The 15,617-nt window shown below is 67.9% G+C and carries 13 protein-coding genes; 1 reads left to right on the forward strand and 12 read right to left on the reverse strand.

Translation table 11 applies throughout. From position 1 onward, the window contains the following. Positions 1-25: 25 nt before the first annotated feature. From rplW to FGF04_RS16170, 9 genes are all read right to left on the reverse strand, one after another. A complete protein-coding gene (rplW, locus tag FGF04_RS16130; RefSeq protein WP_149511974.1) occupies positions 26-442 on the reverse strand; it encodes a 50S ribosomal protein L23 in 417 nt (138 codons plus the stop codon). Then, a complete protein-coding gene (rplD, locus tag FGF04_RS16135) occupies positions 442-1,098 on the reverse strand; it encodes a 50S ribosomal protein L4 (protein ID WP_149511975.1) in 657 nt (218 codons plus the stop codon). Before rplD ends, rplW begins: the two co-directional genes overlap by 1 nt. A gap of 7 nt (positions 1,099-1,105) precedes the next feature. Beyond that, positions 1,106-1,750, reverse strand: coding sequence for a 50S ribosomal protein L3 (rplC, locus tag FGF04_RS16140; RefSeq protein WP_149511976.1), 645 nt, complete (start codon positions 1,748-1,750; stop codon positions 1,106-1,108). Between the two features lie 16 nt (positions 1,751-1,766). Continuing rightward, positions 1,767-2,075: a 30S ribosomal protein S10 gene (gene rpsJ / locus FGF04_RS16145; RefSeq protein ID WP_003948644.1), complete on the reverse strand. Its 309-nt coding sequence runs from the start codon at positions 2,073-2,075 to the stop codon at positions 1,767-1,769. Positions 2,076-2,787: 712 nt separating this feature from the next. Continuing rightward, on the reverse strand, positions 2,788-3,231 hold the full coding sequence (locus FGF04_RS16150; RefSeq protein ID WP_149511977.1) for a hypothetical protein: 444 nt from the start codon (positions 3,229-3,231) through the stop codon (positions 2,788-2,790). Positions 3,232-3,281: 50 nt separating this feature from the next. After that, positions 3,282-7,904 (reverse strand): DUF6531 domain-containing protein, encoded by a 4,623-nt coding sequence (locus FGF04_RS16155; protein WP_149511978.1) that lies wholly within the window; start codon positions 7,902-7,904, stop codon positions 3,282-3,284. 85 nt (positions 7,905-7,989) lie between these two features. Continuing rightward, complete coding sequence (locus FGF04_RS16160; RefSeq protein WP_149511979.1) at positions 7,990-8,520, reverse strand: hypothetical protein; 531 nt, start codon at positions 8,518-8,520, stop codon at positions 7,990-7,992. A 157-nt stretch (positions 8,521-8,677) separates the two neighbouring features. Continuing rightward, entirely contained in the window at positions 8,678-9,106 is a 429-nt protein-coding gene (locus FGF04_RS16165; protein ID WP_149511980.1) for a hypothetical protein, read from the reverse strand. After that, complete coding sequence (locus FGF04_RS16170) at positions 9,103-9,321, reverse strand: hypothetical protein (RefSeq protein WP_149511981.1); 219 nt, start codon at positions 9,319-9,321, stop codon at positions 9,103-9,105. The genes FGF04_RS16165 and FGF04_RS16170 overlap by 4 nt, the downstream gene beginning before the upstream one ends. 223 nt (positions 9,322-9,544) lie before the next feature. Between FGF04_RS16170 and FGF04_RS16175 the strand changes: the two genes are divergently transcribed. Further along, complete coding sequence (locus FGF04_RS16175) at positions 9,545-11,146, forward strand: hypothetical protein (protein ID WP_149511982.1); 1,602 nt, start codon at positions 9,545-9,547, stop codon at positions 11,144-11,146. Positions 11,147-11,206: 60 nt separating this feature from the next. Here FGF04_RS16175 and FGF04_RS16180 read toward each other — a convergent pair whose 3' ends face one another. The 3 genes from FGF04_RS16180 to fusA all read right to left on the reverse strand — a co-directional run bounded on the left by FGF04_RS16180 (position 11,207) and on the right by fusA (position 15,598). Then, a complete protein-coding gene (locus FGF04_RS16180) occupies positions 11,207-11,905 on the reverse strand; it encodes a phosphotransferase (protein ID WP_149511983.1) in 699 nt (232 codons plus the stop codon). Positions 11,906-12,130: 225 nt separating this feature from the next. Beyond that, entirely contained in the window at positions 12,131-13,324 is a 1,194-nt protein-coding gene (tuf, locus tag FGF04_RS16185; protein ID WP_149511984.1) for an elongation factor Tu, read from the reverse strand. A 144-nt stretch (positions 13,325-13,468) separates the two neighbouring features. Further along, positions 13,469-15,598 (reverse strand): elongation factor G, encoded by a 2,130-nt coding sequence (gene fusA / locus FGF04_RS16190; RefSeq protein ID WP_149511985.1) that lies wholly within the window; start codon positions 15,596-15,598, stop codon positions 13,469-13,471. Positions 15,599-15,617 lie beyond the last annotated feature (19 nt).

A 15,617-nucleotide genomic window follows, 5' to 3' on the forward strand; every position in this document is an offset into this window, starting at 1 on the left:
CCGATATTCGGACCAGGGCGCTCCGTTAGGAGGCCTGGCCGAAGATGTCGATACGGTCGCCCTCAGCGAGGGTCACGATGGCGCGCTTGGTGTCAGCACGCTTGCCGAAACCGCTCTTGGTCCGCTTGCGCTTGCCCTGGCGGTTGATCGTGTTGACCCCGGTGACCTTGACCGAGAAGACCGCCTGGACGGCCTGCTTGATCTGGGTCTTGTTGGCGCCCGGCGCGACGACGAAGGTGTACTTGCCCTCGTCGAGCAGCGCGTAGCTCTTCTCGGAGACGACCGGCTTGAGGAGGACGTCACGGGGGTCCGTGAAGCTCTTGCTGATCGGCGTCTCAACGGTGTTCTTGCCCTCGGCCTCGTGGCGCTTCGCCTTGGCGATGCGCGCGGCCTTGGCGGCCTTGGCCGCCTTGGGGGCAATGCTCGGGTGGCGCGTAGCCATCAGGCTTCGCTCCCTTCGGTGTCAGCGGCCTTGGGGCCAGACACGAAGGACTCGAAAGCGGCCTGGGTGAAGACCACGTCGTCCGAGACGAGAACGTCGTACGTGTTCAGCTGGCCCGGCTCCAGGATGTGGACCTGGGGCAGGTTGCGCGCGGAGAGCAGCGCGGCCTCGTCGGCACGCTCGATGACCAGGAGCACGTTCTTGCGCTCCGAGATCTTGCCGAGCAGGACCTTCGCGGCCTTGGTGGAGGGGGTGTCGCCCTCGATCACGCCGGAGACGACGTGGATGCGAGCGTTGCGGGCCCGGTCGGTGAGGGCGTGGCGCAGGGCCGCGGCCTTCATCTTCTTCGGGGTCCGCTGCGAGTAGTCGCGCGGCACGGGACCGTGCACGACGCCACCACCGGCGAACTGCGGGGCGCGGGTAGAGCCCTGGCGCGCACGGCCGGTGCCCTTCTGACGGTAAGGCTTCTTACCGCCACCACGAACCTCGCCGCGGGTCTTCGTCTTGTGCGTGCCCTGGCGGGCAGCGGCCAGCTGGGCGACGACGACCTGGTGAAGCAGCGGGATGCTGATCTTCTCGACGTCGAAGATCTCCGCGGGGAGCTCGACCGTCCCGGTCTTGTCGCCTGCCGGCGAAAGGATGTCAACAGTGCTCATCGTTACCTCAGGCCCCCTTGGCCGCGGTGCGGACCAGGACGAGGCCGCCGTTCGGACCGGGGACGGCGCCCTTGATGAGCAGCAGACCCTTCTCCGCGTCAACGGCGTGGACGGTCAGGTTCTGGGTGGTGACCCGCTCGTTGCCCATGCGACCCGCCATGCGGAGGCCCTTGAACACACGGCCCGGGGTGGCGCAGCCACCGATGGAGCCGGGAGAGCGGTGCTTGCGCTGGGTGCCGTGACCGGCGCCGAGGCCCTTGAAGTTGTGACGCTTCATGACACCGGCGAAGCCCTTGCCCTTGCTCTTGCCGGTCACGTCCACCTTGACACCGGACTCGAAGACCTCGGCGGAGATCTCCTGGCCCAGCGTGTACTCGGAGGCATCCGTGGTGCGGATCTCGACGAGGTGGCGGCGGGGGGTGACGTCGGCCTTGGCGAAGTGGCCCTTGAGGGGCTTGTTCACCTTGCGCGGGTCGATCTCGCCGAAGGCGATCTGAACCGACTCGTAGCCGTCGGAGTCATTCGTACGGACCTGGGTCACGACGTTCGGGCCGGCCTTGACGACGGTGACGGGAACAACGCGGTTGTTCTCGTCCCACACCTGCGTCATGCCGAGCTTCTCGCCCAGGATGCCCTTGATCTGCTTAGCCATTCTCAGACCACATCCCCTAGAGCTTGATCTCGATGTCGACGCCGGCCGGAAGGTCGAGTCGCATCAGAGAGTCAACGGTCTTGGGCGTCGGGTCGAGGATGTCGATCAGGCGCTTGTGCGTGCGCATCTCGAAGTGCTCGCGCGAGTCCTTGTACTTGTGCGGCGACTTGATGACGCAGTACACGTTCTTCTCAGTGGGCAGCGGCACCGGGCCCGCGACCGACGCACCAGTGCGCGTCACCGTCTCGACGATCTTCTTCGCCGACGAATCGATGACCTCGTGGTCGTAGGCCTTGAGCCGGATGCGGATCTTCTGTCCCGCCATGGCTACTCAGTAGTCCTTTGTCTCGTCAAACGCTCTGCAACCCGGGGGTTCGCGTCCTGTCCTCCGACCCACGCGGTCGGGTGTGTCGCGCCCTCGGCACGGAGATATCCACTATCGGATTTCCCTACCAGGGACACGGCCCGTCCCAGAGACGACCGCAGGACCGGGGGCCGAACACCCACCGGGCGCCTGGCCGGCACCCCGCTGACACTTCCCGGAAGATTCCCGTACGTCCGCCCCAGCGCTGCCTCGCGGCAGTTCGGGCGACGAGTACTGTGGGACTCGCTTCCGGTCCTCCCGGCGGGAGGCGCGCAGCATCGGCACTCAACCGAGCAACCCCGACAGTCTGCCATACGGGGCATGGGGCTGGCGAATCGAGCGGGAGACTTTACCCCGGGAGTGACGCAGCTCAAACTCTCCGGGCGGCCCGGCCCGTCAGCGACGCCGCAGCCGACCCCCCGGCGACCGGCGGCCCGGGGCGTGGCCACGCAGGAAAGCGACCGCCTCCGCGGGCAGGGGCGGGGCCGCGGTCACCGCGTACTCCAGTACGCGCTTCGGGGCGGAATGCCGCCAGAACCCGCACTCCGGCTGCCCCGCCGCGACATCCTCCGGCTGCGCCCGGTCCAGCACACACCAGGGCTCGGCGTACTCCTGCACGAGCCGGCTGTCCCGGGTGCCACTGCGATGGACGGCTCACGTCTTGCCTTCCGGGTCAGGATTCGTCCGCGAAGGGAGCCGGGTCGTCTCCCCAGTGGAACCGGTACGCACCGGCGCCGGCGTCGAAGACGGCACGGAGACCACGCTCCGGGAGGCCGAATTCGCTGCGTACCCACCCGTCCATCGCGAGCGCCGCCACCTCCGACCGGAAGAAGGCGGGAGGGAAGGTGAGTGCGGTGACCTCGACGAGCAGACCGTCCGGGTGGGCCGAGGCCAGGTCGGCGGAGTGCACCGAGAGCCCGTACGAGAGCCATGCCGCGTCACGCCAGTTGATGCCGTCGGGAAGAGTCAGCCATACCTTCCGGTAGACCTGCAGGCGAGACCCCTCCCCCGCCTCGCCGACATCTTCGTCCGAGCCCGGAGCCCGATGCTCCGCCGTGAGATCCGCGGCCAGGCCCCCGAGAGGACTCCGAAGGCGGTACTTGAAAGTGCTGCTCATGTGCCCTTGCCCATGTGTCTCGACCCGTCCCGGATCCGGTTGTCCCGGATCTAGAATTTCAGGAGATGGAAAACCGATTTGCTGAAGACGTTCTCCGGACCGAGTCCGGTGGGCGCCCGTATGTAGTCGTAGTCGTGCGGCGCCCCGTCACCCCAGAGGCGGCTGTGTTTCTCCGCGAATTCTGTCGCGGCGTCCTCACCGATCTCGTGCAGGTCGATCTTCTTCATGTTCTCGAAGTCGCTCGCACTGACCCTGAACGGCATCACCTCGACCTCGGCCCCACGCGAACGAAGACGCTCCGCATAGCGATCGGCTTCCGCCCTGCTCCCCCACGAGTAGACCCCTTCGCCGTAGTGGCCCCGGTTCTCCGCCGCCGGCCACGGCGTGCCATCTCCGCGCAGGCGCGTGGCGTTCTCGGCGTCCTGCACGGTGAAGAACTCGTGGTAGTCGGGGGCCAGACCCAGGCTGTCGGACCGGGTGTGCGGTGTGCTGACGTACGTGACGGGGTTCGGTGCGGGTTCGAGGCCCAGCGGGTCGGGTGAGAGGTACCGGGCCGTTTCGGGGTCGTAGTGCCGGAAGTAGTTGTAGTGGAGTTCGGTCTCGGGGTCGAAATACTGTCCTGGAAAGCGAAGCGGTGTGTACGTCGTGGACCCGGCCGACCAGGCCGTGTGTCCCCACAGGGTGCTCCGGGCCCTCCAGGCGACCTCTCCCGACTCGCTGACGAGTTCGCTCGGCGTACCGACGAGGTCGGTGACGACGGCGAAGAAGCGCGAGTCGATCTCTTCCTGTGGGGCATAGGCCGCGCAGATGCGCTCCGTCTGGGCGATCGGGTGCAGCCCCTGGTGGTCCCAGGTGAGCGTGACCGGATTCGGCAGGTGTTGCCCGACCGTCGTCTGTTCACACAGCGTCGTGCCGTCCCAGGTGAAGTCCGTGCGCTCGACGACCGTCTCACCGTCCGCGGCCAGACGGAGCTTCGACGCGCGACGGCCCATCGGGTCATAGGTGTAGCGCCACAGCGTGCCGTCCGGCGTGATGGTGGAGGTCAGCCGGTCCTCGGCATCCCAGGTGTACCGCCAGGTGTCGGGCTTGCGGGACAGTCGTGTCTTCTGCCGCAGTGTGACGCGGCCCAGCGCGTCGTGTTCGTAGCGGACCTGTCCGGCGCGGCCGATCCGGGTGCCGGCGTAGGTGCGAGGTCCGGTGGCCTCGTGGCCCGGGTGGGTGGCGGGCCATACGGCCTCGGTCTGGTTCCCCGCCTCGTCGTACGCGTACGTTTCCGTCCAGTTCGCCGCGCGGACCGCGGTGACCCGGCCCGTGGCGTCCAGGTCGAAGTGGCGGGCGCCGGCCAGCAGGTCGTCGACGCCGAGGAGGTGGCCGTCGGCGCGGTAGGTGTAGGCCCGCTCCTGCACGGACCGTCCGTCCGCCGCGGTGATCGACTGCGCCGTGAGGCGGCCCACGTCGTCGAAGCTGTTGAGCAGAGTGATGAAGTCACCGGTCTGCCGGGTGAGCTCACGGCCGGCGGGATCGTAACCGAACTCGATGGTGCGGCCCGAGGAGGTCAGGTGTGTCCGGCGGCCCGCGGCGTCGTGGACCCAGGTGCTGCGCGCCCCCGAGGGCGTGGTGCGCCCGGTGCGGCGCCCCAGATCGTCGTCGTACGTGTAGGTGAGGGTGCGCTCGCCGACCGTTCCCCTGGCCGTCCCGCTCACCGTCTCCGTCCGCAGCCGTCCCCGTTCGTCGCGCAGGAGGGTGAGGGCGGTGTCGGGACCGACGGCCTGGGCGAGCTGGTCGGTCAGGTCGTAGGTGAAGGTGGTGACCTGCCCGTCCACGTCCTTGCGGACGACTTGGCCGAGCACATCCCGGTCGTAACCGATCGTCTGGCCGACGGCGTTCGTACGGGACAGCAGACGGCCCGCAGCGTCATGCGCGTAGGTCAGGCTGCGGTCGTCGAAGTCCGTCTCCGACACCAGGCGGCCCACCGCGTCGTAGGTGTAGGTCCAGGTCAGGTTCTGCGGATTGGTCACCTGGATGAGGCGCAGCCCGGCGTCGTGCGCGAACTCGTAGCGCGCGCCGTCCGGTCCCGTGCGTGCGGCGAGCAGGTCGAAGTGGGTGTACTCGTACCGCGAGACGGCGCCCGTGGCATCGGTGTAGGTGGTGCGGTTCCCCTCCCCGTCGTAGGTCCAGGACTCCTCCGCGCCGTCGGGAGCGGTCCGTCGTGACAGGTGCCCGTCGACCGTCCACTCCAGCCGAGTCCTACCACCCCCGGCGTCCGTGATCGCGGTGGGCCGGCCGAACGCGTCCCGCTCGCAGTGGGCCACGGCGTCGAGCGGACTCCTGACCGCGAGAGGGAGCCCGGCGGCATCGCACCTGATCGTGGTGGTGCTGCTCGTCGGATCGGTGACCGAGGCCGGGCCGCCCGTGCCGTCGTAGGTGAAACGTGTGGTCAGACCTGCCGGGTCCACGACGGCCGTACGGTTGCCGCGCGCGTCGTAGGTCTGGTGCCGGACGGTGCCGTCGGTGCCCACCACCTTCACCGGCAACCCGAGTTCGTTGTACTCGGCCCGGACCGTACGGCCGTCCGGGCGCGTGATCTCGACGGGCCGTCCGTACGCGTCGTTGACGAAGCGGGTGACGTGGCCGAGTTCGTCGGTCCGCGACACCAGGTGGTGATGACCGTCGTACGCGGTGCGGACGACCCCACCCAGGGGGTCGACCTCGGCGACGACCTGGCAGTCGGTGTTGACGACGAAGCGAGAGACCGCGCCCTCGGCAGTGGTGAGGGTGGTGACGTGGCATCCGGGCCAGGCGGGGTCGCTCCCGTCGTAGTCGAGGGCGATGGCGAGGTGGCCCGCCTCGCCGCTCTCGGCCGTGCAGCGGTCCTGGTCGTCGTACGAGTAGGTGTAGCTGCGGTCGTTGCTGTCGGTCCACGAGGTGACGCGCATGCGTTCGTCGCACGTGAAGCGCAGGGCGTGACCCGTTCCGTTGACGACACCCGTCAGGACTCCGTCGGTATAGCTGTACGTCCTGACGGTGACGTCCGAGCCGTCGTCGGCAGCCCCCACCAGCGCCAGGGCGGTCACCCGGCCCTCGTCGGTGATGAGCTTGAGGTGGTAGCCGCCGGTGTGACGGATCGAGAGGGGCGCACCCACTTCGTCATAGGCGAAGGTGATCGCGTTGTCGTTGCGGTCAGTGATGCGAGTCACCAGGGCGATACCGTCGACAGGGCTGGCGAAGTGGCGAGCGTGCCCTGTCAGCGGATCGTCGACGCGATATGTGCCGTCGTCCTCCCGGGTGAGAGGTCGGCGCGGACCGGCCTCGGGCAGGACGGCGACGCCCGGCCCATCGGGGTGGGGGTAGGCGAGCAGCAGACCGTCCTCGGTGACGAACACGATGCCGTCGTCGTCGATCTCCAGGCGCTGGTCGACGGTGGAGGCCCAGGTGGGGCCGAACCACCAGCCGGTGCGATAGGTGGAGGCGACCCGCCGGGTGAAGGCCAGCGGCAGGACACCCGGCAGGGAGATGTCGGTCTGCGGCAGGAACATCGCACCCGTGGCCATGTCCACCGGGTCACTGCCTTTGGAGCGCACCACGCTCTTGAGCCGGTTGTAGGCACCCTTGGCCCCGTCCGTGAGGGCGCCACGAGCGGACTTGCCGAGCCCACGCAGCCCTGCGGCCATGCCCTTGAGCCCGGCCTTGAGCCCGTTCATGGTCCGAAGGCCCTTGAGGCCCTTGGCGAGTCCGCCGAGGGTGGTCAGGCCCTTCATCCCCGGTATGCAGTCCAGCGCGGCAAAGGCCACATCCCAGAGAGATGCCTGCCCCTTCATGTATTTGTTGAGGGTGTCCGCCAGGACGATGAGGGCGGCGATGAGGACGATCGCGCCCAGGATGGGCCCGCCGATGATCAGCGCGATGATCCCGAGAACGGCAACGACGACCTTGCAGACCGCGACGATGGTGTCCCAGTTGTCGACGAACCAGTCCCCCACCTCCTCGTACCACTTGCGGTTCTGAATCCCGGCGTCGGAGGCCTCGTCGAGCTTGCGCTTGGCCTCCCCGGCCGCCTCCTCGCGCATCTGGCGGGCGTCGGCGGCCATCTTCTTCGCCGCGTCCAGCGCACTCTGCGCGGAGGTCACATCCGACTGGGCGGCGGTGTGCGCGTCCTTGGCGCTTTGCGCATCCCGGGTGGCGGCCCGCACCTTGGCCTCGTCGGGCTTGTCGACGTCCTTGCCACCGGTGGGATCGTCCTTGTACTTGTCCGCCTCCTTGTTGGCACGGGTCACCCACGAATCGGCGGAGGACAGACGCGACTTGGCGGAGGACAGATCGGACTGCGCCTCACGCCCCTTGGCGAGGGCCTTGTCCGCCAGGGCCTGGGCGCGCTCCAGCTTGGGCCAGTACGCCGCCAGCGCGTCCCCGGCCAGGTCGTAGGACTTCTTCAGCTTCTTGAGATTCTTCGGCACCCCGGAGAACTCGTCCCGGAACACTTCGGCGGTCTTACCGACCATCGTCAGGACGGCATCCTCACCCGCCATCCCCTGCACCAGCCGCAACGCATCCTGCACATCATCGGCGAAGTCATGCAGGCTCTTGGCCAGAGACTTCACCCGCACCGGATCCCCCGGCGTCGGATCCTTCTCCAGATCCAGCACATGCCAGTCCGTCGGCCGATACCCCGCCACGCCGCAACCCCCGTCACGCCAACATCATCAGAAACGTACGCGGCAGCGAACTTACTAGGCACTGGCGTTCGGCATGCGGTTCAGATCAAACCCAAGGCTCACGCGCAGGTCTGCGTCTCCACCATTCCGCGAGTTCGACGTCAGGCACTTCCTTCGTCGGACGCACCCAGGGCCGTAGGGAACGGCTCGCATCCGGCACGCTCGCGGCACGGAACCGTGCGTCCAGCCGCTCCAGCAGCCGGCCCAGCGCACCTGCCTGCGCCTCCTCGGGCAACGCCCTCATCACCTCGTCCAGCACGTCACGGGAGTCCAGGTCGTTGCCGTACACACTGACGGGATAGAAGTCCCCGCCCGGCCAGCCCGGCTCCATGCGGCGGACCAGCCGTTCCCAGGACGCGAACCGGTCCGCCACCGAGTACACGGGGGTCGTGATCTTCTCCCGCAACTCCGGTGACACCCGCGACCGTTCCACCGCCAAGCGCTTCTCGTCGGACCGGACGATCGCCTCCAGGACAGGTACCGGCAACTGGTCCCACACAGCCGCGCTCTCCGGTGCGGCCCAGAACACGTCATACGGCGAACGCTTCTCGGCTCGTCGCCCCGCACCACGCTCCATGCCGCTCTCCGATCTTCACGCTGCCCACCGGTATCCAAGGAGCGCCACCGACGCAGAACCTGCCAGACGTTTTCAATCGCCTCAGCGGATCACAGCTACCGGTGCTCCGACTTGTCGCGCACATTTGACGCAACTTTCTGCCATCACTGGCCGGCGGTCAGGGTTTATCCGAAAAAGGATCCGCATGACTTCCCCACTCGAACCGCCATGCCCCGTTCCCGCTGTCCGGAACGGCACGGAGGCCGCGATCGGGGAGGGTGAATTCTCTGCGTACCCATCCGTCCATCGCCAGCGCTGCCACCTCGGACCGGAAATGGGCGAGGGGGAAGGCGAGCGCTCTGACCTCGACGACCAGGCCGCCGGGGTGTGCGGAGGCCAGGTCGGCGGAGTGCGCCGAGAGCCCGAAGGAGAGCCATGCGGCGTCGCGCCAGTGGGTACCGCACGGAAGCGTCAGCCATACGTCGCGGTGGACGCGGAGGCCTGGTTCCTCACCCGCGCCCGGGGCCCGGTGCTCCGCCGTCAGGTCCGCGGCCAGGCCGCCCAGTGATCCGAAGCTGCCGAGACGGTACTTGAAGGTGCTGCTCATGTTCTTTCACCGAAACGCCCCGTCATTTCACTCGCCATCTCGCGAAAGTAATCGAGCATTCCTTCATCCAGCTTCATGAGGAACTCTGCGGTCACGATGTCCGGGGTTCCTTTCGTGCCGTACAGGCTTCGGCTCACAGGCGTCGGCTCTTGGAACAGCGGCACCGCACGGCTCGGCGGCGGCTCCGGGCTCAGTCGGTTCCAGGTCGTACGCATGGTAGGCGGACCCGCCCTACCGCGGCGTGAGGAATCCGGGCGGAAGGTGTCCGGTAAGAGGGAGACGGCAGGTGCGGGAAGCTGCGCCGAGCGCGGCTCGGTCCGAGGAGTCCACCGCACGCGCCCCGCAGCATCCGTACGGAATTTCCCCGCCGCACCCCTTCCGTTCGCCGAGCCTGGCTACCTTTCGCCTCGCCCGGTCCGGCAGAGGAGAGGCACACCCATGAGCACCCCGGTCCACCGCACCTCGCCACGGCAGTCCTCGGCCGTCCTGACGTCGGCCGCGCAGCGTCGGGAGGGGGACCGGACCGGCAGGACCGGCAGGGCCGGGAGTGCGTCCTCGCGCCCCGCGGAGCACGCCCTCCTCGCGATGCAGTCCCGCGCCGGCAACCGGGCCGCGACCGCGGCGGTGCAGCGCGCCCGGGACACCGGGGGCGGGCAGGCGGCGGGGAGCGGCGCCCCGGCCGCCGGAGCGAAGCAGAAGAAGAACTACCGCGACCGGATCGCCGCGCTCCTCGACAGGTTCAAGAAGAACCTCGAACCCATCGACACCTTCATCAAGGGCTTCCAGACCCCCACCAACGCGGCCTTCACCCAGCAGGCCGCCGTCGCGGCCAACGAGGGCCTCAAGCACTCCGCCGCCGCCTCGGGCACCTCCGCCGCGTCCGGGAACCTCCTCACCGAGGCCGCCGGCACCGTGGTCAGCGGCATGGACGCGTACAAGAACATGAAGAGCGCCCAGCAGAACGAGACCGGGGCCAAGCACCACACGGCGAAGAAGAAGGCCAAGACCAAGGGGACGGACACGGTCGTCGGCGCCATCAGTTCGGGGAGCTACAGCGCCGCCATCGCCAAGGAGGCGACGAAGATCCAGAAGGCGGCGGACGCCGCGGTGGCGTCCGAGGCGAGCGGTATCGCCAGCGCTTCCATCGGCGGGATCAAGGGCATGCGAGCCGCCTTACGCGTCAAGGGAGCGGCCAGCAAGTACCGGCAGATCAAGAAGCTGGGAGATCCGCACGCCGTCCACGCGGGGTCGCTGGCCCAGCTGAACGACATGCGGGAGCAGGCCAACTGGGCCGCGGCGGAGGCGTACGTCGCACTCGACGCCTACTGGAGCCATGACGAACCAGGGCGGCTGGAGCTGGTCTCCGACGCCATCGACGCCGCCTGGGACGCGATGGGCGAAGCCCGTGACGCCGCCGAGACTCTCAAGCGCGCCGAAGAAGACGTGGAGAAGCTGAGTACGGTGCAGGGGTACGCCAAGAAGAAGCAGCTCACCAAGATGGGCAAGGAGACGGTCGGCGGCGCGGTCGGCGAGTCCACGAAGGCCGCGGCCGGCGTCGTGACCGCGGTCGCGGCAGGAACGGCCGGACTGGCGAGCAACCCGGTCGGCTGGGGCCTCGCCGGAGCCGGGGCCGGCCTCGTCCTCAGCGTCACCCTGTACAAGGCACTCCGCGCCGCCACGAAGCGCTACGAAGAGGTCCACCACCCCGAGCGCTGGGCGGCGAAGGGCGAGACCCCGGAGGAGGCCGCGTCCCGCAAGGAGTCGCTGCAGCACGCCCTGAAGTTCTGGAAGAAGGTGTCCAAGGGCGAACGCCAGGCCATGGCGCGCGAGATCTACGCCCTGGCGGCGGGCCCCGACATTCCCGGGAGCGGCAGCACGACGGCCGAGATGCGGGAGTCCGCCCGGGCCCTGCTCCGCGCCCTCAAGGCCGGCCCCGACAAGCACAAGCTGGAACCGGAGGCGTGGGCGGAATCCCTAAACGACCCGTCGAAGAAGGCCGGCTGGATCCAGGAGATCGCGGAGCAGCTGGCCTCCGGGTGACACGGAGACCTTCGCCCCCTGATCGTTCCCGTCCATCGCGTCACTGGTGCATGGGTGTCGTCACGGCCGCGTGGGCGTCAGCTCCAGTACCAGCCGGACGGCATCGTCGAGGAGACGGGTCTCGCTCTCAGTCATCGACGGATCGGCCGCCCGTCTCCTCCTGGCTTCCGCGAGGCCCCCGGAGCCGGTGCTCGCGGGACCGAGGTGGGTGAGCAGCGAGGCGAGCGCTGTCCGGGCCGGCGCCGCTCGGGCCGTGCCGCCGACGGCGACCTGCGCCAGGATCAGGGCCGACATCCCCCGGTCCAGCCCGGGTGGCCCTTCCTCGGTGTTGCACCAGTCGATCACCACGGGCCCCTGCGGGGTGAGCATCACGTTGTCCGGGTGCAGGTCGAGGTGCAGGATCCGGTGGGCGGGATCGGCGGAGACCCGCGCGGGAACCGAGTGCAGGCGGTGCAGCAGGTCGGCGAACTGCACTCCTGCCTCTTCGGCCGTGAGCCCGCCCTGGAGCAGTGCTTGCAGCATGGTCGGGCCGTGCAGCCGCTGCATGACGAAGTCGGTGCGCGACGCCGCCCTGTGCCGAGCGCCCTCCGGACGGCCCCGGAGGCGGGGCACCGGATACCCGTGCTCCGCGAGGTGGGCCATCATCGCGGCCTCGGCGGTGACGTCGCCGCCGTCGCGATACCGGCGAAGGACCCAGTGATCGTCAAGGGCGAACACGTCCGCGCTACGGCCGGAGCCCAGTAGCTCACCCGGCTGCATACAGCCCCCTGCCTGTCCGCCGACCTCAAGGATACGGAGCTCCTTGAGGCCGGCGGGCTGATTCCCGGGGCGTCCCCGAAGCACCCCGAACACACCTGAGCACCCCGAGCACCTCTGAAAAGGCAACGCAGAAGGGCCCGTACGACCGAAGTCGTACGGGCCCTTCCACATGCTCAGCTGACGCTGGAAGAACTACCAGGCATCAAGCCAACAGGTAAGCGAGGCTTACTTGTTGATCTTGGTGACCTGGCCGGCGCCCACGGTCCGGCCACCCTCACGGATGGCGAACTTCAGGCCCTCTTCCATGGCGACGGGCTGGATGAGCTCGACGGTCATCTCGGTGTTGTCGCCCGGCATGACCATCTCGGTGCCCTCGGGGAGGGTCACGACGCCAGTCACGTCCGTGGTGCGGAAGTAGAACTGGGGACGGTAGTTGTTGAAGAACGGCGTGTGACGGCCGCCCTCGTCCTTGGACAGGATGTACGCCTGCGCCTCGAACGAGGTGTGCGGGGTGACCGAGCCGGGCTTGATGATGACCTGGCCGCGCTCGACGTCCTCGCGCTTGATGCCACGGAGGAGCAGACCGACGTTCTCACCGGCCTGACCCTCGTCGAGCAGCTTGCGGAACATCTCGATGCCGGTGACCGTGGTGGTGGTCTTGTCCTGCTTGATACCGACGATGTCGACGGTCTCGTTGACCTTGAGGACACCACGCTCGATGCGGCCGGTGACGACCGTACCGCGACCGGTGATCGTGAAGACGTCCTCGATGGGCATGAGGAACGGCTTGTCGACGTCACGCTCGGGCTGCGGGATGGACTCGTCGACGGCCTTCATCAGGTCGAGGACGGACTTGCCCCACTCGGCGTCGCCCTCAAGGGCCTTGAGCGCCGAGACCTTGACGACCGGCAGGTCGTCGCCCGGGAACTCGTACTCCGAGAGGAGCTCACGGACCTCGAGCTCGACGAGCTCCAGGATCTCCTCGTCGTCCACCATGTCGGCCTTGTTCAGGGCGACGACGATGTACGGAACGCCGACCTGGCGGGCCAGGAGCACGTGCTCCTTGGTCTGCGGCATCGGGCCGTCCGTGGCGGCGACGACGAGGATGGCGCCGTCCATCTGAGCCGCACCCGTGATCATGTTCTTGATGTAGTCCGCGTGACCGGGGCAGTCGACGTGGGCGTAGTGACGCGTCTCGGTCTGGTACTCGACGTGCGCGATCGAGATCGTGATACCGCGCTGGCGCTCCTCGGGAGCCTTGTCGATCTGGTCGAAGGCCGAGGCCTCGTTCAGGTCCGGGTACGCGTCGTGCAGCACCTTGGTAATGGCGGCCGTGAGGGTCGTCTTACCGTGGTCGATGTGACCGATGGTGCCGATGTTGACGTGCGGCTTAGTCCGCTCGAACTTCGCCTTCGCCACTGGGTCCTCCTGTGGAGTGGTTCTGGTACGCCTTACTCATCGGCGCCAGGGTGATCTTTGCTGGGATGCCGCCCGCCGGGGTTTCCCCTTGCCGGGTTGGCCCCGCCGGTCGGTGTCAAGCCTAAAGCGTGCAAACGGTGTGTGTTACTCGCCCTTGGCCTTCGCGATGATCTCCTCGGCGACGTTCCGGGGAACCTCGGCGTAGGAGTCGAACTGCATCGAGTAGCTTGCGCGACCCGAGGTCTTGCTGCGGAGGTCGCCGACGTAGCCGAACATCTCCGAGAGGGGAACGAGGCCCTTGACGATACGGGCACCCATCCGCTCCTCCATGGCCTGGATCTGGCCACGGCGGGAGTTGATGTCGCCGATGACCTCACCCATGTAGTCCTCGGGCGTGGTGACCTCGACGGCCATCATCGGCTCGAGGAGCACGGGGCTGGCCTTGCGCGCGGCCTCCTTGAAGGCCTGCGAGCCGGCGATCTTGAACGCCAGTTCGGAGGAGTCGACCTCGTGGTAGGCACCGTCGAGAAGCGTGATGCGGACACCCGTCATCTCGTACCCGGCGAGGATGCCGAACTGCATGGCCTCCTGCGCACCGGCGTCCACCGACGGGATGTACTCCCGCGGGATACGGCCACCGGTGACCTTGTTCACGAACTCGTACGCCGGACCGTCGGTCTCGGTGATCGGCTCGATCGCGATCTGCACCTTGGCGAACTGACCGGTACCACCGGTCTGCTTCTTGTGGGTGTAGTCCACGCGCTCGACGGCCTTGCGGATCGTCTCACGGTAGGCGACCTGCGGCTTACCGACGTTGGCCTCGACCTTGAACTCACGGCGCATACGGTCGACCAGCACCTCGAGGTGCAGCTCGCCCATACCACCGATGATGGTCTGGCCGGTCTCCTCGTCCGAGTGAACCTGGAAGGAGGGGTCCTCCTCCGCGAGACGCTGGATGGCGACACCCAGCTTCTCCTGGTCACCCTTGGACTTGGGCTCGATGGCGACCTGGATGACCGGCGCCGGGAAGTCCATGGACTCCAGGATGACCGGCTGCTTGTCGTCCGAGAGCGTCTCACCGGTGGTGGTCTGCTTCAGGCCCATCACGGCGACGATGTCGCCGGCGCCCACCGCCTCGATCTCCTCACGCTTGTTCGCGTGCATGCGGTAGATCTTGCCGATGCGCTCCTTCTTGCCCTTGACGGAGTTCAGCACGGCGGTGCCGGACTCCAGGCGGCCCGAGTACACCCGGACGAAGGTGAGCTTGCCCAGGTGCGGGTCGCTCATGATCTTGAACGCGAGCGCGGACAGCGGCTCGTCGACCGACGGCTTGCGCTTGACGACGACCTCGGGGTCCTTGACGTCGTGGCCTTCGATGGCCTCCACGTCGAGGGGGGTCGGCAGGTAGCGCACGACCGCGTCGAGCAGGGGCTGGACGCCCTTGTTCTTGAACGCGGTACCGCAGAACACCGGGGTGACCGTGGTGTCGGTGGACTTGCCGGACGCGATGGTGATGCGACGGATCGCGGCGTACAGCTGCTCCTCGGTGGGCTCCTGGCCCTCCAGGTACAGCTCCATGACCTCTTCGTCGTTCTCCGCGACGGCCTCGATCAGCAGGCCGCGGTACTCCTCGGCCGCCTCGGTGTGCGTGGCCGGGATGTCGACGACGTCGTACATCTCGCCCTTCGCCGCCTCGGCGGACCACACGAGCGCCTTCATGCGGACCAGGTCCACGACGCCCTTGAAGTCGGCCTCGGCACCGATCGGGAGCTGCATGACCAGGGGCTGCGCACCGAGGCGGTCCTTGATCATGTCGACGCAGCGGTGGAACTCCGCGCCGGTCCGGTCGAGCTTGTTCACGAAGCAGATGCGCGGCACGCCGTAACGGTCGGCCTGACGCCACACCGTCTCGGACTGCGGCTCGACACCCGCGACACCGTCGAACACCGTGACGGCACCGTCGAGGACGCGGAGCGAACGCTCCACCTCGACCGTGAAGTCGACGTGCCCGGGGGTGTCGATGATGTTGATCGTGTAGTCGTTGTCCTCAAGCGGCCAGTGACAGGTGGTGGCAGCAGAGGTGATCGTGATGCCACGCTCCTGCTCCTGCTCCATCCAGTCCATCGTGGCGGCGCCGTCGTGGACCTCACCGATCTTGTAGCTGACGCCGGTGTAGAAGAGGATCCGCTCGGTGGTGGTCGTCTTGCCCGCGTCGATGTGGGCCATGATCCCGATGTTGCGGACCTTGGCCAGGTCAAGTGAAGTGGTAGCCATATGGCTTCGGTCTTCTCTC

This window comes from Streptomyces apricus, assembly GCF_008369065.1.
GTDB classification, from domain to species: Bacteria; Actinomycetota; Actinomycetes; order Streptomycetales; family Streptomycetaceae; genus Streptomyces; species Streptomyces apricus.